Source organism: Variovorax sp. 770b2, from assembly GCF_900115685.1.
Lineage (GTDB): Bacteria > Pseudomonadota > Gammaproteobacteria > Burkholderiales > Burkholderiaceae_C > Variovorax.
Genome location: NZ_FOXJ01000007.1, coordinates 199473 through 218871, shown reverse-complemented (window position 1 = coordinate 218871; position 19399 = coordinate 199473). Strand labels below are relative to the sequence as shown.

Annotated in this window: 17 protein-coding genes; 4 read left to right on the top strand and 13 right to left on the bottom strand. The window is 66.8% G+C overall.

Going from position 1 to position 19399, the window contains the following annotated elements:
- Window positions 1-9: 9 nt before the first annotated feature.
- Entirely contained in the window at window positions 10-1806 is a 1797-nt protein-coding gene (locus tag BM133_RS28805) for a glycosyltransferase family 2 protein (RefSeq protein ID WP_093442040.1), read from the bottom strand.
- 247 nt (window positions 1807-2053) lie between these two features.
- On the bottom strand, window positions 2054-3070 hold the full coding sequence (gene galE, locus BM133_RS28800; RefSeq protein ID WP_093441731.1) for a UDP-glucose 4-epimerase GalE: 1017 nt from the start codon (window positions 3068-3070) through the stop codon (window positions 2054-2056).
- A gap of 142 nt (window positions 3071-3212) precedes the next feature.
- Here galE and slmA point away from each other — a divergent pair, with 142 nt between their 5' ends.
- Entirely contained in the window at window positions 3213-3860 is a 648-nt protein-coding gene (gene slmA, locus BM133_RS28795) for a nucleoid occlusion factor SlmA (protein ID WP_093441728.1), read from the top strand.
- Window positions 3861-3991: 131 nt separating this feature from the next.
- Window positions 3992-5515: a catalase gene (locus BM133_RS28790; RefSeq protein WP_093441726.1), complete on the top strand. Its 1524-nt coding sequence runs from the start codon at window positions 3992-3994 to the stop codon at window positions 5513-5515.
- 125 nt (window positions 5516-5640) lie between these two features.
- Here the strand turns inward: BM133_RS28790 and BM133_RS28785 are convergent, their stop codons facing one another.
- From BM133_RS28785 to BM133_RS28735, 11 genes are all read right to left on the bottom strand, one after another.
- Window positions 5641-6702 carry a malate/lactate/ureidoglycolate dehydrogenase gene (locus tag BM133_RS28785; protein WP_093441723.1) on the bottom strand — a complete coding sequence of 354 codons (1062 nt, stop codon included), beginning with the start codon at window positions 6700-6702 and terminating at the stop codon, window positions 5641-5643.
- A 3-nt stretch (window positions 6703-6705) separates the two neighbouring features.
- Window positions 6706-7650, bottom strand: a complete 945-nt coding sequence (locus tag BM133_RS28780) for an SMP-30/gluconolactonase/LRE family protein (protein ID WP_093441721.1) — start codon at window positions 7648-7650, stop codon at window positions 6706-6708.
- Window positions 7651-7683: 33 nt separating this feature from the next.
- Window positions 7684-8670 (bottom strand): ABC transporter permease, encoded by a 987-nt coding sequence (locus BM133_RS28775; protein ID WP_093441718.1) that lies wholly within the window; start codon window positions 8668-8670, stop codon window positions 7684-7686.
- Window positions 8667-9581, bottom strand: a complete 915-nt coding sequence (locus tag BM133_RS28770) for an ABC transporter permease (RefSeq protein ID WP_177224976.1) — start codon at window positions 9579-9581, stop codon at window positions 8667-8669. Before BM133_RS28770 ends, BM133_RS28775 begins: the two co-directional genes overlap by 4 nt.
- Window positions 9582-9705: 124 nt before the next feature.
- The gene (locus BM133_RS28765) at window positions 9706-11214 is read right to left on the bottom strand and encodes a sugar ABC transporter ATP-binding protein (protein ID WP_093441716.1); all 1509 of its coding nucleotides are present in this window, start codon (window positions 11212-11214) and stop codon (window positions 9706-9708) included.
- Window positions 11215-11220: 6 nt separating this feature from the next.
- On the bottom strand, window positions 11221-12249 hold the full coding sequence (locus tag BM133_RS28760; RefSeq protein WP_093441713.1) for an ABC transporter substrate-binding protein: 1029 nt from the start codon (window positions 12247-12249) through the stop codon (window positions 11221-11223).
- Between the two features lie 109 nt (window positions 12250-12358).
- Window positions 12359-13885 carry a UxaA family hydrolase gene (locus tag BM133_RS28755; RefSeq protein ID WP_093441711.1) on the bottom strand — a complete coding sequence of 509 codons (1527 nt, stop codon included), beginning with the start codon at window positions 13883-13885 and terminating at the stop codon, window positions 12359-12361.
- Between the two features lie 2 nt (window positions 13886-13887).
- On the bottom strand, window positions 13888-15285 hold the full coding sequence (locus tag BM133_RS28750; protein WP_093441708.1) for a TRAP transporter large permease: 1398 nt from the start codon (window positions 15283-15285) through the stop codon (window positions 13888-13890).
- Window positions 15286-15315: 30 nt separating this feature from the next.
- Window positions 15316-15873 carry a TRAP transporter small permease gene (locus BM133_RS28745; RefSeq protein ID WP_093441706.1) on the bottom strand — a complete coding sequence of 186 codons (558 nt, stop codon included), beginning with the start codon at window positions 15871-15873 and terminating at the stop codon, window positions 15316-15318.
- 128 nt (window positions 15874-16001) lie between these two features.
- Complete coding sequence (locus tag BM133_RS28740) at window positions 16002-17015, bottom strand: sialic acid TRAP transporter substrate-binding protein SiaP (protein WP_093441703.1); 1014 nt, start codon at window positions 17013-17015, stop codon at window positions 16002-16004.
- A gap of 45 nt (window positions 17016-17060) precedes the next feature.
- Complete coding sequence (locus BM133_RS28735; protein WP_093441701.1) at window positions 17061-17768, bottom strand: FadR/GntR family transcriptional regulator; 708 nt, start codon at window positions 17766-17768, stop codon at window positions 17061-17063.
- Window positions 17769-17908: 140 nt separating this feature from the next.
- Here BM133_RS28735 and BM133_RS28730 point away from each other — a divergent pair, with 140 nt between their 5' ends.
- The gene (locus BM133_RS28730) at window positions 17909-18643 is read left to right on the top strand and encodes an SDR family oxidoreductase (RefSeq protein ID WP_093441699.1); all 735 of its coding nucleotides are present in this window, start codon (window positions 17909-17911) and stop codon (window positions 18641-18643) included.
- Complete coding sequence (locus tag BM133_RS28725; RefSeq protein ID WP_093441697.1) at window positions 18640-19386, top strand: SDR family NAD(P)-dependent oxidoreductase; 747 nt, start codon at window positions 18640-18642, stop codon at window positions 19384-19386. The genes BM133_RS28730 and BM133_RS28725 overlap by 4 nt, the downstream gene beginning before the upstream one ends.
- The last annotated feature ends 13 nt before the right edge of the window (window positions 19387-19399 follow it).

Genomic DNA, 19399 nt, shown 5'->3' with positions numbered 1-19399 from the left:
AAACGCTTGTCAGCGCGCCAGAAGCCAAGGTTGACGGGCGTTCGATGCCAGGCGTTCGCCCGCTGACCATTCGAGGTGCAGGTTCGGGTTATGGAAGGGATCTTGATCGAAACGGTCGCCCCACTTCAGGCGCATGTGATTCGTTTCGCTGCGTGCACGCGCCTGTTTTTCCTGCGAGTCGTCGAGGCCGCGCGATGCGCTTTCGAGATGCAACAGCGACGCGAACGGCGTGCAGATGTTGCGATACCCCGCGTCGCTGACCTTCAAGCACAGGTCGATATCGTTGTACGCCACTGGCAGGTGATCGGCATCGAATCCGCCGACTGCGTCGAACACCGAACGGCGCACTGCAAGGCACGCCCCGGTGACTGCCAGGTAGCCGTGCGTGCCTGCGAGGCGGCCATCGGTTCCTGCCGCCATGGCGTCGTCTGTACGACAGACATGCATCGCCAACGGCCCAGCCTGGAGGAGCACGCCAGCATGCTGAATCGTGCCGTCGGAATAAAGGAGCTTTGCTCCCACGCAGCCGATATCCGGACGCATGACCTCGCCGACCATCTCCCTCATCCAGCTTCCGTGCAGCACCTCGATGTCGTTGTTGAGAAAGAGCAGTACCTCCCCGGTGGTTGCGCGCACACCAAGATTGTTGATTCCCGAAAAGTTGAATGCACCGGGAGCTCGAAGCACGCGTACACGCGGATCGCCCTTCAGTTCGGAAAACAGAGCCATGGTTGCTGGTTCGACGCTGTCGTTGTCGAGAACGATCACTTCGAAGTCTGGATAGTCCGTTTTCTCCAGCAGCCCACGCAGACAGTTCCGCAGCAGCACTGCGCGGTCCCGCGTCGGCACCAGAACGCTGATTTTGGGCGCAGGTGTGGGCACGGGACGGCGCACGTGATTGACGAACGGGGCCACAGGTGAGGGTGCGATATCGACGGGGCCTCCCGATTGGGCGGCTCCGGCATCAGCCGCTACCTGGCGGGCTGCCTCGGAATAAGCCGCGATGGCGGTTTGCATCTCCTGGGCGCTCACGAGAGGCGGAACTCGGCGGTGATAAAGGACAGCAGGGACGTGTCGAATCTGATTGCTGGGCAGTGGGAGGGCCACCCTGCAATGCAGGTCGTAGTGGGCCGCGAGGCAGCGCACCGCCCGAAAGCCTCCTGCTTCCAACGCATGCGTGCGTTCGATGAGGCAGAGGCTGCCGAGCAGGTCGAAGCCGAGTTGAGCCTCGGGGTCCCAAGCTGACTTGAATCGAGGCTTGAGACGCCGATCGTGCTCGTCTATCCAATCTTCGTCCGAGTACACGAGCACGGCATCCGGCCAGCGCACCAGCGCGGATTGCATCGCCGCCACAGCCATGGGCGCGAGCCGATCACCGGCGAAGACAACGCCGAAGTAGCGGCCCGTAGCCCGTTCGAGTGCGAGTTGCTCCAGTTCGAAGGAGGGGAGGATGTCGACGGCGGCGATGGTCCACGCGTTCGGCAGACCTGGCGTCAGAGTTGCCAGAATCCGGGCAACGGCCGCTTCGCGTGCGGGCTGGCAAACCACCAAGGTGTCGAAATTCCGGATGGCCTGTCCGGCAAGCGAGGCCAACGTTGCGCTCAGCGCCTCGTCACTCCCAGCGTCTGCAACAGCGAGCGTGACCGTGTGTCGCGATGCCGCGTTCGCCAGTTCCAGGCGAAGCGCCTGGGTATCTGAATCGAGCGGCGGCGCATCCGCGGCCACCCATGAATCGTATGTGTCATCCGCAATCTGCGAATATCGACATGCAGCGGCCCAACCCGCCTGCCTCGACTGGTCAATCATTGTTATCACTCCCATGCGTTGCCCGACTTCGACCGCCGATCCCGTCAGTCTTTTTCTTGACATGACGGATGCCGCGTCGGGGCTCGCAAAGCATAGCGGCCCTGAACCGCCTCTTCGCGGATCGCAATGGAGTGAAAGGCCTTTTGTGCGAGTAGAAGTGTGACTTATGTCCAAAGGCATAAAGCGCCCGCCTCCGCGGGAGGCCTTCCTCGACTTTTCATGCCCCCCGTCCGAGGCGCCGCCGATCTCAGTCGTAGCCGCGGGGGTTGCCTTGCTGCCATCGCCAACTGTCGGCGCACATCTGCTCGAGACTGCGGCCGGCGCGCCAGCCGAGCGTCGCTTTGGCAAGGGAGGGATCGCTCCAGTACGCAGGGACGTCGCCCGGGCGGCGCGGGCCGATGTCGAATCGCAATGCACGTCCACTGACCCGCTCGAAAGCACGCACGACATCCAGAACTGAGGCTCCCTGTCCGGTGCCCAGATTGAGAATGGAAAGTCCCGCTCGGGTTCGCGCGTGCATCAAGGCCGCGACGTGCCCTTCGGCCAGGTCCATGACATGGACATAGTCGCGCACGCCCGTGCCGTCCGGCGTGGGATAGTCGCCTCCGTGGATCTGCAACTTTTCGCGTTGCCCCACGGCCACCTGGCAAACGAAGGGCATCAGGTTGTTGGGCTTGCCTTGCGGGTGTTCGCCGATCAATCCGCTTTCGTGGGCGCCTACCGGATTGAAATAGCGAAGCAGCGCGATGCGCCAGCCAGGCTGGGCGCGGTGCAGATCGGACAGGGCCTGCTCCACCATGAGCTTGGAACGCCCATAGGGATTGGCCGGGCGCAGAGGCGCATCTTCCGGAATCGGTGAATGGTCAGGTTGTCCATACACCGTTGCGGACGAAGAGAAAACCAAGGTATTAACTCCGGCGCGTTGCATTGCCAAGGCGAGCGCCACGCTGCCGCGCACGTTGTTGTCGTAGTACGTGAGCGGGTCGGCCACTGAGTCGCCAACCGCCTTGAGTCCAGCGAAATGAATCACGGCTGCGAAGGGTTCGTCGGCAAACACGCGTGCCAGCAGGGCTTCGTCGCGAACATCGCCTTCTATCAGTTGCGGCGTACTGCCAGTGATCTGCCGCAATCGCTCGAGCACCCGGATGTCGCTGTTGCAAAGATTGTCGAAAATCACCGGCGTGTACCCCGCGGCTGCAAGCGCCACACAGGTGTGACTGCCAATGAAGCCAGCTCCGCCAGTAACCAGGACGCGTCGACTCATGAGGGTCTCTATATGCTTTGGTCAAAGGAATGGATTCTGTGCGAGCTTTGGGTGGTACCGGTTGCGCCTTCGAGCAGGAGGGCGCGTGCTCACTGCGTGTGCTGTGCGAGAATCAATTGATTACATCTTTGCACGCGCTCCCATGCAGAACGAAGAGACAGCTGCTCCCGGCGTAGAGACCCCAGCGGAAACGCCAGCCACCGCCACGCGCAAGCGTCCGAAGCCGGGGGAGCGGCGCGTGCAGATCCTGCAGGCGCTGGCCGCCATGCTGGAGCAGCCCGGTGCCGAGCGGGTCACGACCGCGGCGCTGGCCGCGCGGCTCGAGGTGAGCGAGGCTGCGCTCTATCGCCATTTCGCGAGCAAGGCCCAGATGTTCGAGGGCCTGATCGACTTCATCGAGCAGAGCGTGTTCACCTTGGTGAACCAGATCCTCGAGCGCGAGGGCGCCACCGGCGCCCAGCAGGCCGCCAAGATCCTCACCCTGCTGGTCCAGTTCGCCGAACGCAACCCGGGCATGACGCGCGTCATGGTCGGCGACGCGCTGGTCTACGAGAACGAGCGCCTGCAGCAGCGCATGAACCAGTTCTTCGACAAGATCGAAGCCACGCTGCGCCAGGTGCTGCGCGGCGCAGCCACCGCCGAAGGTTCGGCCACGCCCACCGTCGACGCACAGGTGCGCGCCGCGGCGCTCACGGCCTTCGTGGTCGGGCAACTGCAGCGCTTTGCACGCTCGGGCTTTCGCCGCGCGCCCTCCGAACATCTCGAAGCCACGATCGCACTGATCGTCTGAGCGGGCCGGGCCTTCGAGCCCGACCGCCGCGGCCGCGGGTCTATCGATGCGATAGCCGAATCTGATGCCATGTCGGCATGTTCATTGACAAAATCGATGAACCCCGACAACTTCATCAGAGGACAGCACCCATGACAGATTCCCGCAAGCTCACCACCGAAAGCGGCGCTCCCATCGAAAACAACCAGCAGTCGCAGACGGCGGGCGTCAACGGTCCCGTGCTGATGCAGGACCACAACCTCATCGAGAAACTGGCCCGCTTCGACCGTGAGCGCATCCCCGAGCGCGTGGTGCATGCCCGTGGATCGGGCGCCTTCGGCACCTTCGAACTCACGGCCGATGTGTCGAAATGGACCAAGGCCAGGTTCCTCGGCCAGGTCGGCAAGAAGACCGAAGTGCTGGCCCGTTTCTCGACCGTGGCGCTGGAGCTCGGCTCGGCCGACACCGTGCGCGACCCGCGCGGCTTCGCGCTCAAGTTCTATACCGAAGACGGCAACTACGACCTCGTGGGCAACAACACGCCGATCTTCTTCATCCGCGATCCGCTCAAGTTTCCCGACTTCATCCACTCGCAAAAGCGCGACCCCTACAGCCACGTGCAGGAGCCCAACAACGCCTGGGACTTCTTCTCGCATTCGCCCGAAGCGACGCACCAGTTCACCTGGCTGTTCGGCGATCGCGGCATTCCGAAGAGCTACCGCCACATGGACGGCTTCGGCTCGCACACCTACCAGTGGGTGAATGCCAAGGGCGAGGCCTTCTGGGTCAAGTACCACTTCAAGACCCACCAGGGCATCGAGACCTTCATCGCCGAAGAGGCGCAGCGCGTGGGCGGCGAGAACCCGAACCACCACCACCTGGACCTGCTGCATTCCATCGAGCGCGGCGAGTTCCCCAGCTGGCGCGTGCAGGTGCAGATCATGCCGGTGGCCGAGGCGCAGAACTACCGCTTCAACCCCTTCGACCTCACCAAGGTCTGGTCGCACAAGGACTATCCGAAGATCGACATCGGCATCCTCACGCTCGACCGCAACCCCGACAACTACTTCGCCGAGATCGAGCAGGCTGCCTTCAACCCGGCCAACTTCGTGCCCGGCATCGGCCCCTCGCCCGACAAGATGCTGCAGGGGCGCCTGTTCAGCTACGGCGACACGCAGCGCTACCGGCTGGGCGTCAACCACACGCAACTGCCGGTGAACCGCCCGCACGCGACCACGGCGCAGAACTACGGCCGCGACGGCGCGATGCGCGGCGACGGCAACGGCGGGCGCGGTCCGAACTACGAGCCCAACAGCTTCAGCGATGCGCCCAAGCAGACGAACGAGCCGGTCTACGCGCCGCTGGAAATCCATGGCTGGACCGGCAGCCACCAGTGGCAGAAACACGAGGCCGACACCGACTTCGTGCAGGCCGGCGATCTGTATCGGTTGATGGACGAGGCTGCGAAAGAGCGCTTGATCCAGAGCATCGCGGGTGGCCTGGGCGCGGTCACGCGGCAGGACATCATCGACCGCTCCGTGAGCTACTTCCGCCAGGCCGATGCGGACTACGGCGCGCGGCTCGAGAAGGCGATCAAGGCGGTGCAGGCCAGGATCAAGGGCGAGGACGTGAGCGTGCAGATCGGCAAACCGGCGCACGACAGCAGCAACAGCTGACCGCAGGTGTGTTTCTCCCTCCCCTTCCGGGGGAGGGCAGTGGGTGGGGGCAAGCGGCGTACCCATCGGGCGCTCTGCCTGCCCCGATCCCAACCTTCCCCCAGAGGGTGAAGGAGCAAGAAGGATCAGGCGCTGACCGTCACGCCCACCTTGGCACCTGCCGCGACGATCTCTCCCCACGTCGCGTCATCCACCCAGATCCCGTCCTGCCGCCGCGCCGCACGCGCCTTGCGCTCCGGCTCGCCCGCGATCTGCACCGCGTCGGATCCTTGCCCCGGCGGGCTCTTCCTCAACCAATCGATGAACTCGCGTGCCTCCTCGTCGAAGGCCTTCTGCGTCCCGAGCTTCACCGGATCGATCAGCACCGTCAGCATCCCGTTGAACACCGAGCGCGCCGTGTCCGCCGGCCGGTGCCACGTACCGCCACCCGTGAGCGCGCCACCGAGCAGTTCGCACGCCACCGCCATACCGTAGCCCTTGTGCTCGCCGAAAGTCATGAGCGCGCCGAAAAGGCCGTTGCCTTGCGGCACGACCACCACGCCCGGGTCGTTGGTCGGTGCGCCTTTCTCGTCGATCAGGTAGCCGTCGGGCACCTGCTCGCCCTTGTTGTGCGCCACGCGCATCTTCCCTTGCGCCACGCGGCTGGTCGCGTAGTCGAGCACGAACGGCTCCGCGCCCGCGAGCGGCACGCCGATGCAGCACGGGTTGGTGCCGAAGCGCCCGTCGCCGCCGCCCCATGGCGCGACCACGGGCCGCGACAGCACGTTGACGAAATGCATCGCCACCAGCCCCTGGGCCGTCGCCATCTCGGCGAAATGCCCGATGCGGCCCAGGTGATGCGCATGCGAGAGCGTGAAGATGCAACTGCCGTGCTGCTTCGCCCGCGCGATGCCAAGCTCCATCGCCTGCACGCCGACGATCTGCCCATACCCGCGCTGGCCGTCCAGGCCCATCAGCGTGCCGATGTCGAGGTTGACCTTCACGGCCGCGTTGGGCTTCAGCCCGCCCTCGGCCACCGCATCGACATAGCGCGGCAGCATGCCCACGCCGTGCGAGTCGTGCCCGCTCAGGTTGGCCAGTACGAGGTTGGCGGCCACCTGCTGCGCTTCGGCGGGCGTGCTGCCCGCGGCTTCGAGGATGCGGGCGACGGTGGTTTGCAGGCCTTCGGCCGGCAGTGTTCTGGACATGGATCAGGCTCCCTTGGCGTTCAGTGTGATGGCGTAGAGCGACGTCGTCGCGCAGATGAAAAGGCGGTTGCGCTTGGGCCCGCCGAAGCAGACATTGGCCACGCGCTCGGGCAACAGGATTTTCCCGAGCAGCGCGCCGTCGGGGTGGTAGGCGTGCACGCCGTCGAGCGCGCTGGTCCAGATGCGGCCCTCGGTATCGAGGCGAAAACCGTCGAACATGCCGCTGGTGCATTCGGCGAACACCTCGCCACCGCTCAGGCTGCGGCCGTCGGCGCCCACCTTGAAGCGGCGCATGTGGCGCGGTCCGTCCTTCAGATGGCTCGCGCCGGTATCGGCGATGTACAGCAGCGATTCGTCGGGCGAGAACGCAAGGCCGTTGGGCTTCACGAAGTCGTCGGCCATGCGCTCGACCTCGCCGCTCGCGGGGTCGATGCGGTAGACGTAACAGGCGCCGATTTCGCTCTCGGCGCGCAGGCCCTCGTAGTCCGAGAGGATGCCGTAGCTCGGGTCGGTGAACCACACGCCGCCGTCCGAATGCACCACCACGTCGTTGGGTGAATTCAATCGCTTGCCTTGCCAGTGCGAGGCCAGCACGGTGATCGATCCGTCGTGTTCGGTGCGCGTCACGCGCCGCGTCAGATGCTCGCAGCTCACCAGCCGGCCTTCGCGGTCGACCGTGTGGCCGTTCGTGTTGTTCGACGGTTCGCGGAAGATGCCGACCGTGCCGTTCACTTCGTCGTAGCGCAGCATGCGGTTGTTCGGAATGTCCGACCACAGGAGCGTGCGGTGCGCGCCGAACCACACCGGGCCTTCGCACCAGCGCGCGCCGGTCCACAGCCGCTCGACGCGTTCGGGGCCGGGGATGCAGGTGTTGAAGCGCGCATCCAGCCGTTCGAAGCCGGTGCCGTCCAGGAAGCCGAAGGGGAGGTCTTGGAGGGTGGTAGCCATGGGTGTCGTGTCTTTCCTTGCGTGAGGGTTGCTTCAGCGCGCGGGGCGAGCGCTCGCCAGCACGATGACCGCGATGATGATGACGCCGGTCAGCAGCATGCGCAGCCCCGGCCCGGCGCCGACGGCGTTGAGCAGCGCCACCAGCAGGAACATGAACATGGCCGCGCCCCAGATGCCGGGCACGCTGGGCCGCCCGCCTGCCACGGCCGTGCCGCCGATCACGACGACGGCGATGGTCATGAGCAAATATTCCTGCCCCTGGTCCAGCGAATTGCCGCCCGAGAAGCCGGCGATCAGCGCGCCCGTGAGGCCTGCGAGCCCGGCGCAGATCACGTAGGCCAGGAGCCGCGTGCGCTCCACCCTGAGGCCCGCAAGCTGCGCGGCGCGGCGGTTCTGGCCCACCGCTGCAATCGAGCGCCCGAGCACCGTGCGCTCCAGCATCACGGCGATCGCCACCGTGACCACCAGCGCCACGATCGCCACCAGCGGAACGCCGAGCAGGCGCTGTGCCATCAGGTCCGAGAACAGCGCAGGAGGCTTGACCTTGAGCCCGCGCCCCACGTTGATGGCCACCGACATCACGATCAGCGAGGCCGCCAGCGTGGCGATGATCGGCGGAATGCGCAGCAGCCGGATCAGCCCGAAGTTGAACAGGCCCACGCCGACGCCCACCGCGGTTGCCGCCAGCAGGCCGGGCACCAGCATCGCGTTGCTGCCGTCCATCACGATCATCGCGGCCGCGCCCGAGAGCGCGATCGTCGATGGAATCGAGAGGTCTGCATTGCCCGGCCCGACGCTGATCACCAGCATCTGCCCGAGCGACACCAGCACCGTGAAGGCCGAGAACGCAAGTGCCGCGGTCAGCAGGTCGCCCGAGCCCTGCCCGTGCCCGCTCCACACCGTGGCGGCCCAGGCCAGCACCGCGGCCACGCACGAGCCCAGCCACGGGCGGTTGCCGGTCAGGCGCTTCCATCGCGGCGCCGCAACCGGTGGCGCGATGCCTTCGTTCGCCGCGCTCATCGCTTGCCTCCCAGCAGGTCGATGGCCGCGCGCAGGCCGAGCACGGCCACCAGGATCAGCCCCTGCATGCCCACCTGCCAGTCCGGCGCGATGTTGAGGAAGGTGAGGAACGAGGCCGCCAGCGTCACCGTGAGCGCGCCGATGACCGCGCCCACCGGCGCCACCTTGCCGCCCGCGAACTCCGCGCCGCCGAGGATCGCCGCCGCAATGGCCACCAGCGTGTAGCGCGAGGCGATGTTGGCGTCGGCCGAGGTGGCCTGGCCCACCAGCATCAGCCCCGAGCAGACGCCGAACACGCCGGCAATCGCATACACGCCGGCGCGCACGCGCACCATGTTCCAGCCCGCGCGCGCAATGGCGCCGGGGTTGCCGCCCAGCCCGCGCACCAGCGTGCCGAAGGCGCTGCGCGTGATCAGCAGGTGGCCCACGATGGCCGTGGCGATGGCCATCCAGATCGGCATCGGCAGGAGCGGCGTGCGCCAGCTCATCGCGGCGCGCAGCCACTCGGGCGCGGTGCCGCCCGGCGTGGGCAGCAACAGCACCGCGCAGCCCAGCCACACGAACGAGAGCCCGAGCGTGACCACGATGGACGGCAGTTGCCGCGCCTGGATCACCGCGCCCGCGAGCGCGTAGACGCCCACCGCCGCGACCAGCGCCAGCACTGCCAGCGCGGGCTGCTCCGGCATCAGCGTGGCGCCGATGCACGCGACCAGCGACACGAAGGGGCCGATGGACAGGTCCAGGTCGCTCACCGCCAGGATCATCATCTGCGCGAGCGTCGCGAACATCACCGGAATCGCCAGGTTCAGCAGCAGGTTGATGCCGAAGTAGGACATCGCGCGCGGCTGCTTCAGGAACACCGCCGCGAGCAGCAGCGCGAGCGCCACGGCCGGCAGCAGCGCATGCAGCATCGCCACGCGGCGCGCGGGACTGCGGTTGTTCGACAGAACGGCGCCGGTCACTGGTGCACCCTTGGCGCTGCGTGCCTTCCCGCCAAGCGGGAGCGAGCTTGCTTGGGACGGCCCGGCGCGGCGCTCATGCCACGGCCTCCTCGAATGAAAGTGCCACCACGCGCTCCTCGCTGATGTCGTCGCCGGCCAGTTCGCCGACCACGCGCCCGTTGCTGAACACATAGACGCGGTCGCAGTGGTGCAACTCGTCGAACTCGGTCGTGTACCAGACGAAGGTGCGGCCGCCGCGCGCCTCTTCGCGGATGAGCGCGTACACGTCGCGCTTGGTGCCGACATCGACGCCGCGCATCGGGTCGTCCATGAGGATCACCGGCGCCGTCGAGCCCAGCGCCCGCGCGAACAGCACCTTCTGCTGGTTGCCGCCCGAGAGCGAGCCGATGGGCAGGTCCATGTCGGGCGTGACCAGGCCCAGGCGCTCGCGCCATTGCTGGGCCTGTTGTCGTTCCCGCTTCAAATCGATCAGCGGGCTGCGCGCGCGCAGTTGCGCGAGCCAGCCCACCGTCATGTTGCGCGCGATGGACCAGAGGGCGAACACGCCGTCGGTCTGCCGGTCGCCGGCCACGAAGGCGGTGCCGCCATCGACCCGCATCGCATCCGTTCCCTTGTGCTGCGAGGCTTCCTGCAGCGCGAGCAGCATCGCGGTCTGCCCGTGCCCGGCCAGGCCCGCTAGGCCGATCACTTCGCCGCGCTTGGCTTGCATGGCGATGCCGCGTTGCGTGGAGGCCTGTACCTGCACGACAGCCTGCGCGCCGCCCTCGGTCCCGCGCGGGCGGGCCGCTGCGGCGTCGGCCTTCGGCGCGTCGTTGACGATCGCCTGCCCCATCGCCATGACCAGCCGTTCGCGATCGGTCTCCGCGGTCGGCGTGGCCTGCACCACCTGCCCGTCGCGCATCACGACCAGCCGGTCGGTCACCGCGAAAATTTCGCGCAGCTTGTGCGTGATCAGCACGCAGGTCTTGCCCTCGGCCACGAAGCTGCGGATGTAGGCCAGCAGTTGCGCGGCGGCCTGCCCGTCGAGCGAGGAGGTCGGCTCGTCGAGGATCATCAGTTCCAGCGGCTGCGCGCCCGGTGTGAACGCGCGCGCCACCTCGACGATCTGGCGCTTGCCGATCGGCAGCTCGCCCACCACGTCGTCCGCTCGCAGGCCGTGGCCCGGAAAGATGCGGTCCAGCGTGGCCATCAACTGCGCGCCCGCGCGCTTGCGCCATGCCCACTCGGCCGACTGCGGCTGCGCGATGCGCATGTTCTCCGCGAGCGTGAGGTTGTCGCACAACGACAGCTCCTGGAACACGCAGCGCAGCCCCCAGCGCCGCGCCTCGCGCAGGCTCCACGCAGATGCGTCCGCAGGCCGGCCGGCAAAGCGCAGCTCGCCGCTGTCGGGCGCGAGCGCGCCGCACAGCACGTTGACCAGCGTCGACTTGCCCGCGCCGTTGTGCCCGACCAGGCCCACGCATTCGCCGCGGCGCAGTTGCAGGTCGACGCCGCGCAGCGCCTTCACGGCCCCGAAGGCGCGCGCCGCGCCGCGGGCCTCGACCAGCACTTCGCCCGCCAGAGCTTGCGATGAGACTTGCATCGCCGCTTACTTGGCCTTGGCGAGGAAGTCGATCACTTCTTTCTGCGAATACTCCACGTTCACCACGCTGCCGACCTCGGTCTTCTTCACCGCGTCGTCCAGCGTCTCCTGCGTCACCACGCTGATCGGCAGCTTCATCTCCTTGGGCACCTTGGCGCCCGAGAGGATCTGCTGCGCCACCCAGAACGCGAAGGTCGAGGCGCCCGGCGCGATGCTGGCCGACATGGTCTGGTATTTGTTGGCGTCGCGCTGTTCCTTCCACCACGCGAGCTCGTCCTGCCGGTTGCCCATGAAGATCACGGGCGTCGGACGGCCCGCCGCCTTGAAGGCCTGCGCCACGCCGTAGCCGTCGCCGCCTTGCGTGGCGACGGCCGTCACCTGCGGCAGCGTCGAGAGGATGGCCGACACTTCCTTTTGCGCCACGGTCTGCGTCCAGTTGCCGTGCACCGAACCGACGATCTTGTATTCGGGCCGCTTGGCCACCGCCGCGGTGATGCCCTGGTGGATCTCGTCGTCGACGAACACGCCCGCGATGCCGCGCACTTCGAGCAGGTTGCCCTTGATGCCGCGGCTGGCGAAGTAGTCGATCTGCATCGCGCCCAACTGCTTGAAGTCCACCGCGATGCGGTATGCACAGGGCTCGTTCACGATGCCGTCGAACGACACCACCACGATGCCCGCATCGCAGGCCTGCTTCACCGCGCCGTTGAGCGCCGTGGGCGAGGCCGCGTTGATCACGATGGCATCGAAGCCCTGCAGGATCATGTTCTGGATCTGCGCGGCCTGCTCGGTGGCCTGGTTCTCCGAGGTGGTGAAGCTGGGCGCCTGCGCCACCACGCCCTTGGCGACCGCGTCCTTGGTGACCTTGTCCCAGCTCTTGAGCATGGCCTGTCGCCACGAGTTGCCCGCGAAGTTGTTCGACAGCGCGATCTTCTTGGCCTTGGTGTCGGCCGCGCTCGCGGGAAGGTGCAGTGCGCCGGCGCCCAGGACGAGCGCGGCGGCCAATGCGGTGGACGAGAGTCGGATCTTCTTCATGTCGGATGTCCTTGATGCCTGAAGCCGCTGTCCCGGATCCAGTTGTCTCCTGCGGATGCCCGTGATGCGTGCCGCGCTGGCCAGCGCGCGGCATCGGGGCGGTGTCGGGTTACATCACGGCGCCGACCTGCCAGGGCACGAATTCGTTCTGCCCATAGCCGTGCTGCTCGCTCTTGGACTGCGCGCCGGACGCTGTGGCCAGCACCAGCTCGAAGATGCGCTGCCCCATCTCCTGGATCGAGGCCGTGCCGTCGACGATCTCGCCGCAGTTGATGTCCATGTCTTCTTCCTGCCGCTGCCACAGCGCCGAGTTGGTCGCGAGCTTGAGCGAAGGGGAGGGCGCGCAGCCATACGCCGAGCCGCGCCCGGTGGTGAAGCAGATCAGGTTCGCGCCGCCGGCCACCTGGCCCGTGGCGCTCACCGGGTCGTAGCCGGGCGTGTCCATGTAGACGAAGCCGTGCGCCGACACCGGTTCCGCGTATTCGTACACCGCCTCCAGGTTGCTGGTGCCGCCCTTGGCGACCGCGCCCAGCGATTTCTCCAGGATGGTGGTGAGCCCGCCCGCCTTGTTGCCGGGCGACGGGTTGTTGTTCATCTCGCCCTCGTTGATCTCGGTGTAGTGCTCCCACCACTTGATGCGGTCCACCAGCTTCTGGCCCACCTCGCGCTTCACCGCGCGGCGCGTGAGCAGGTGTTCGGCACCGTAGACCTCTGGCGTTTCGCTGAGGATGGCCGTGCCGCCGTGCGCCACCAGCAGATCCACCGCCGCGCCGAGCGCCGGGTTGGCGCTGATGCCCGAGTAGCCGTCCGAGCCGCCGCACTGCAGCCCGATGGTGATGTGCGCCGCGCTGCACGGCTCTCGCTTCACCGCGTTGGCGCGCGGCAGCATCTCGTTGATGAGCGCCAGGCCTTTCTCGACCGTCTTGCGCGTGCCGCCCGTGTCCTGGATGTTGAAGGTGCGGAAGTTCTCGCCTTCGGCCAGGTGGCCGGTCGCGAGCCAGGCGTTGATCTGGTTGGCCTCGCAGCCCAGCCCGACGACCAGCACGCCCGCGAAGTTGGGGTGCGTGGCGTAGCCCGTGAGCGTGCGCGACAGCACTTGCATGCCCATGCCCTCGGTGTCCATGCCGCAGCCTGTGCCATGCGTCAGCGCGACGATGCCGTCCACGTTGGGGAATGCTGCGAGCGCGGAAGGGTTGGTCCGGCGCGAGAAATGATCGGCAATGGCGCGCGCGGCCGTGGCCGAACAGTTCACGCTGGTCAGCACGCCGATGTAGTTGCGCGTGGCCACGCGGCCGTCGGCGCGCTTGATGCCCATGAACGTGGCCTCGCGTTTCGCGGGCGCGGGCTTCACGTCGGCGCCGAAGGCGTAGTCGCGTGCGAAGTCGCCCTTGTCCGGGCCCATGTCCAGGTTCTGCGTGTGCACATGCTCGCCGGGCGCGATGGGCTTGCTCGCGAAACCGATGATCTGGTTGTAGCGCCGCACCGGCTCGCCCTGCGCGATAGCGCGCATCGCGACCTTGTGCCCCGGCGGGATCAGGCCGCGCACGGCCACGTTCTCGACGAGCGTGCCGCCCAGCAGTTGCGCGCGCGCGATGACGACGTCGTCGGCGGGATGGAGTCGGATATAGGGGGTCATGGTCAATAGAACATCCTGGGCACCCACAGCACGAGCTTGGGCATGTAGGTGATCACGCCCAGGCTCAGCAAGAGCGGGACGAGCCACGGAAGAATTGCCATCGTCGTGCGCTCGAAGCTCAGGCCCGCCACGCGCGCCAGCACGAACAGCACCATGCCCATGGGCGGGTGCAAGAGGCCGATCATGAGGTTGAGCACCATCACCAGGCCGAAGTGGATCGGGTCCACGCCCAGCTGCGTGGCAATCGGCAGCAGGATCGGCACGAGGATCGTGATGGCCGCGGTCGGCTCCAGGAAGCAACCCACGAAGAGCATCAGCAAGTTGGCCAGCAGCAGGAACACCCAGGCTTCCTTGGTGAAGCCCAGCACCCACGCGGCGATGTCGGTGGTCACGCCCGTGGCCGTCAGCATCCAGCCGAAGATCGATGCGGCGGCCACGATGAAGAGCACCGTGCTGGTGGTCTCGATGGTGTCCAGGCAGACCTTGATGAACATCTTCCACGAGAGCGTGCGGTACCACGCGAAGCCCAGGATCATGGCCCACACGCAGGCAGCGATGGCGCCCTCGGTGGGCGTGAAGAGCCCGGTCGTCATGCCGCCGATCAGCAGCACCGGCGTCATGATGGGCAGCAGCGCCTCGAAGCTGAAGATCTTGTCCAGCACGAAGAGCGAGGCCAGCCCCGCGAACGCCGTGAGCTGCGGCGGCGTGCCCAGCTTGACCACCAGCAGCCACATCAGCATCGGCCAGCCGATCACCACGGCCAGCTCCATCAGCGCCTTGAAGAGACGCGTGCGCGAGAACTTCACGTCCGCGCCCCACTTGTTCTTGTGCGCGTAGTAGGCCACCGTGAGCATCATCAGGATGGCCATCAGCGCGCCGGGCAGGATCCCCGCCAGGAACAGCGCGCCGACCGACACGTTGGCCATCATCCCGTAGATCACGAAGGGCAGGCTCGGCGGAATGATCGGGCCCAGCGTGGCCGATGCGGCCGTCACGCCCACGGCGAACTCGGTCGAGTAGCCGTGCTCCTTCATCGCCTTGATCTCGATGGTCCCCAGGCCCGCGGCGTCCGCGATGGCGGTGCCGCTCATGCCCGCGAAGATCACCGAGCCCAGCACGTTCACGTGGCCGAGGCCACCCTTGAGCCAGCCCACCAGCGCGAGCGCGAAGTTGTAGATGCGGGTGGTGATGCCGGCGTTGTTCATCAGGTTGCCGGCCAGGATGAAGAAGGGCACCGCGAGCAGCGGAAAGCTGTCGATGCCGCTCACCATCCGGTGGATCACCACGAAGGGCGGCAGCGTGCTGTCGCTCACCAGGATGTAGACCAGCGAGGCGCCGGCCATGGCGATGGCCACGGGGATGCCGCCGGACATGAAGAACAGGAAGATGATTTTCAGCATGGGTCTTTTTCTTGGCGTTGCGGTCCGCGGTCAGCGGTCGGAGAGCGTCGACTCGGGGCGCTCCAGCACGCTGTAGCCGCGCTTCCAGTGGAGGCGCAGCACCTGCAGCGAGCGCCACGCCATGGCGGCGAAGCCGAACACGCAAAGCGCATACACCACGTTCATCGGCAGGTCCACGATGGTCATGCGCGTCTGGTTGCCGATCTTCATCATCATCTGGATGGTCATCACCACGGCCGCCACGAAGAAGGCCGTGCGCAGCACGTCGACCACCATCGAGAGCACGCGGCCCATGGCGCGCGGCATGTGGCGGTAGAAGAAGTCGACCTGGATCTGGTTGTTCTTCGCCACCCCCACCGCCGCGCCGATGAAGACCACGCCGATCAGCATGTAGCGCGCCACCTCCTCGGTCCAGGCGGCCGAGTCGTTCATCACGTAGCGCGTGACGAACTGGTAGAAGACCGTGAGGCCTAGGAGCCAGAAGATGGCCAGCGAGATCCAGCCCTCGGCGATGGTGTCCGACAGGTCGACCGCCTCGTCCTCCGCGTGGAAGTGGCCTTCGTCGTCGATGATCTTTTGCTCAGTCATACGGCTCCAGATGGTGCGATGGGTCTTTCATGGGGATACCGGGGAACCGGCTTTGCCGGGCCTCGGGTATCGCCCCCTGCAAGGGAGTTGGCCAAGCGGCACGCAGTGCGCGCCGCCTGGGGGCCAGCTCACTTGATGGCGAGGATGCGGTCGTAGTCCTGCTGGCGGTAGCCCTGGTCGGTGGGCTTGGTCGCTTTCAGCACCGCTTCGCGGAACGCGTTCTTGTCGACCGTGATCACGTTGTTGCCCTTCTTCTTGAACTCCTCCACGAGGCGCGCCTCGGAGGCGATGATCTCGCGGCCGGTCTTCTCGGCCGCCTCCTGCATCACGTCGGTGAAGATCTTCTTTTCATCCGCCGAGAGCTTGGCCCACAGCTGGCCCGAGCAGATCGTGAGCAGCGAATCGACGATGTGGCCAGTGAGCGAAATGTTCTTCTGCACCTCGAAGAATTTCTTGGCCTCGATGGTGGGCAGCGGGTTCTCCTGCGCATCGACCGTGTTGTTCTGCAGGGCCAGGTACACCTCGGCGAAGGCGATGGGCGTGGGGTTGGCGCCCAGCGCCTTCGGGAATGCGAGGTAGGCCGGTGCGTCGGGCACGCGGATCTTCAGGCCCTTCATGTCCTCGGGCTTGGACACCGGCCGCGCGGCGCTGGAAGTGACGTGGCGCGCACCGTAGTAGCTGAGCGCGGTGATGTGGTTGCCGCTCTTGTCGTCGTAGCCCTTGGCGAGCTCGTTGAACACGTCGCTCTTGGCGTACTTCAGCTGGTGCTCGGCGTCGCGGAAGATGAAGGGAAAGTACGAGATCGCCAGCGGCGTGTAGGTGCGCCCCGCGAAGCTCGCGCCCGACAGGATGATGTCGACCGTGCCCAGCGTCAGGCCCTGGTTGATGTCGGCCTCCTTGCCGAGCGTGGAGGCGGGGAACACCTGGATGTCGTACTTGCCGTTGGTGCGCTTCTTGATTTCTTCGGCCGCCCACACCGAGTACTTGTGGAAGGGCTCCGAGGTCTCGTAGACGTGCGCCCACTTGAGCTTGGTCTGCGCCGAGGCGATGCCCGGGATGCCCACGACGCCGGCCGCGAGGGCGCAGGCGGCCAGAGCCTTGAGGGCGGTGCGTTTGCTGTTCTTGCTGCTGTTGCTGATCATGTGGCTTGTCTCCGTTGTAGTAATGGCAGGGATGCTGGCGAGAAATCAGGAAGGCTTCGCGCGTCGCCAGCTCGCGCTGAATCGCTGGTGCGACTTGTCCATGTGCGCGTGCATCGCGGCACGCGCGCCCTCGGCGTCGCGGGCGGCCACCGCATCGCGGATGGCCTCGTGCTCGGCGATGGCCGAGCGCCAGGAAGAAACGTTCTCGAAGTAGCCGCCCAGGCGCGTGAAGATCGGGCCCTTGCGCGAGTCCCAGAAGTTCTGCACCGTCTCGACCAGCACGACGTTGCCGCTGGCACTCACGATGGCCAGGTGGAACGCGCGGTCGCCTTCGAGCGGCATCACCTTGCGATCGGCCATCTCGCGCATGACCTCGATGGCGCGCGTCATCGCGTCGACATCCTTGCGCTTGCCCGCGGTGGCGGCAATGGCGGCCGTCTCGCCCTCGATCACGCGGCGCGCGCGGATCAGCTCCAGCGGTCCCCATTCGGTGGGCGCGACCGGCGCGGCGGCCCGGTGCGAGCGGTCCAGCACGTACACGCCGGAGCCCGTGCGCACCTCGACCCAGCCCTCGACCTCCAGCGCGATCAGCGCCTCGCGCACCGAGGGGCGGCTCACGCCCAGCTGCTTGGCGAGGTCTCGCTCGGCGGACAGGCGCGCGCCCACGGCGAATTCGCCCTTGGCGATCAGCGCACGCAGCTGGTCGGCGATCTGGCGATAGAGGCGCTGGGGTTCGACGGTCTGGAGGGGCACGAGGCGGATGAACGAACAGGGTTTAAGGGTTGTCCAGAATTGGACAAGTGGTAAGGCCAATTCAGAATACGATGCGTTGCCCGGATCCCCCATCGGGCCAAACCCGAATCGCTGGCGACGCACCCGCCACAGGAGACACCATGAGATTGAAGGGAAAGACCGCGCTCGTCACCGCAGCCGGCCAGGGCATCGGCCACGCGAGCGTGCTGGCGCTCGCCGCCGAGGGCGCCCAGGTCTGGGCCACCGACGTCAACGAAAAGCTGCTCGAACGCTACGCCGGCGTCGCGAACGTGACGGCCGTGAAGCTGGACGTGCTCGACAAGGCCGCCATCGGCGCGCTGTTCGCGAAGCTGCCCACGCTCGACGTGCTCTTCAACTGCGCGGGCGTGGTGCACAACGGCGCCATCGAGCAGGCGAGCGACGACGACCTGGCCTTCGCCTTCGCGCTCAACGTGCGCGCGCAGATGTGGACCATCCAGGCCGTGCTGCCCGGCATGCTGAAGGCGGGGCGCGGCAGCATCATCAACATGGCCAGCGTGTGCTCCAGCATGAAAGGCCTGCCCAACCGCTTCGTCTACGGCACCACCAAGGCGGCAGTGCTCGGCCTCACCAAGAGCGTGGCGGCCGACTACGTGACCAAGGGCATCCGCTGCAATGCGGTGTGCCCGGGCACGGTCGATACGCCTTCGCTGGGCGACCGCATCAACGCCAACGCCGACCCCGAGGAAGCCCGCAAGGCCTTCATCGCGCGCCAGCCGATGGGCCGGCTCGCGCAGGCGGAAGAAATCGCGCCCGTGGTCGTGTTCCTCGCGAGCGACGAGTCGATCTTCGCCACCGGCCAGTTCTTCACCGTCGACGGCGGCATCACGATATGAACCAGCTCGACTTCACCGGCCGGCACGCGGTCGTCACCGGCGGTGCCACGGGCCTGGGCTTCGGCATCGCGCAGCGGTTGATTGCGTCGGGCGGCAGCGTCACGCTGTGGGACCGCGACGAGGCGGCCGCGAACCAGGCCGCGCAATCGCTCGGCGACAAGGCGTTCGCGCTGAAGGTCGACGTGTCGCAGCAGCCTTCGGTCGCCAAGGCCGTGGCCGCCACGCTGGCGCATTCGCCGCGCATCGACGCGCTGGTCAACAGCGCCGGCATCACCGGCCCCAACGTCAAGCTGTGGGACTACCCGGTGGACGACTGGCGCCAGGTGATGGAGGTCAACATCAACGGCGTGTTCCTGTGCTGCCGCGAAGTGGTGGGGCAGATGCGCAAACAGGGCTACGGGCGCATCGTCAACATCGCCTCGGTGGCCGGCAAGGAGGGCAACCCCAACGCCAGCGCCTACAGTGCGAGCAAGGCGGCCGTCATCGGCATCACCAAGTCGCTGGGCAAGGAACTGGCCGACACCGGCATCCGCGTGAACTGCGTGACGCCCGCGGCGGTGAAGACCGCGATCTTCGACCAGATGACGCCCGAGCACATCGCGTTCATGCTGTCGAAAATCCCCATGGGCCGATTCGGCACGGTGGACGAGGTGGCCGCGATGGTCGGCTGGCTCTGCACCGAAGATTGTTCGTTCTCCACCGGCGCGGTCTTCGACCTCTCCGGTGGACGCTCCACTTATTGATCATTCAATGCAC

Coding starts and splice junctions, on each gene's coding strand:
- BM133_RS28805 (WP_093442040.1), bottom strand. CDS start 1,806: ATGATTGACCAGTCGAGGCAGGCGGGTTGGGCCGCTGCATGTCGATAT.
- galE (WP_093441731.1), bottom strand. CDS start 3,070: ATGAGTCGACGCGTCCTGGTTACTGGCGGAGCTGGCTTCATTGGCAGT.
- slmA (WP_093441728.1), top strand. CDS start 3,213: ATGCAGAACGAAGAGACAGCTGCTCCCGGCGTAGAGACCCCAGCGGAA.
- BM133_RS28790 (WP_093441726.1), top strand. CDS start 3,992: ATGACAGATTCCCGCAAGCTCACCACCGAAAGCGGCGCTCCCATCGAA.
- BM133_RS28785 (WP_093441723.1), bottom strand. CDS start 6,702: ATGTCCAGAACACTGCCGGCCGAAGGCCTGCAAACCACCGTCGCCCGC.
- BM133_RS28780 (WP_093441721.1), bottom strand. CDS start 7,650: ATGGCTACCACCCTCCAAGACCTCCCCTTCGGCTTCCTGGACGGCACC.
- BM133_RS28775 (WP_093441718.1), bottom strand. CDS start 8,670: ATGAGCGCGGCGAACGAAGGCATCGCGCCACCGGTTGCGGCGCCGCGA.
- BM133_RS28770 (WP_177224976.1), bottom strand. CDS start 9,581: ATGCTGCATGCGCTGCTGCCGGCCGTGGCGCTCGCGCTGCTGCTCGCG.
- BM133_RS28765 (WP_093441716.1), bottom strand. CDS start 11,214: ATGCAAGTCTCATCGCAAGCTCTGGCGGGCGAAGTGCTGGTCGAGGCC.
- BM133_RS28760 (WP_093441713.1), bottom strand. CDS start 12,249: ATGAAGAAGATCCGACTCTCGTCCACCGCATTGGCCGCCGCGCTCGTC.
- BM133_RS28755 (WP_093441711.1), bottom strand. CDS start 13,885: ATGACCCCCTATATCCGACTCCATCCCGCCGACGACGTCGTCATCGCG.
- BM133_RS28750 (WP_093441708.1), bottom strand. CDS start 15,285: ATGCTGAAAATCATCTTCCTGTTCTTCATGTCCGGCGGCATCCCCGTG.
- BM133_RS28745 (WP_093441706.1), bottom strand. CDS start 15,873: ATGACTGAGCAAAAGATCATCGACGACGAAGGCCACTTCCACGCGGAG.
- BM133_RS28740 (WP_093441703.1), bottom strand. CDS start 17,015: ATGATCAGCAACAGCAGCAAGAACAGCAAACGCACCGCCCTCAAGGCT.
- BM133_RS28730 (WP_093441699.1), top strand. CDS start 17,909: ATGAGATTGAAGGGAAAGACCGCGCTCGTCACCGCAGCCGGCCAGGGC.
- BM133_RS28725 (WP_093441697.1), top strand. CDS start 18,640: ATGAACCAGCTCGACTTCACCGGCCGGCACGCGGTCGTCACCGGCGGT.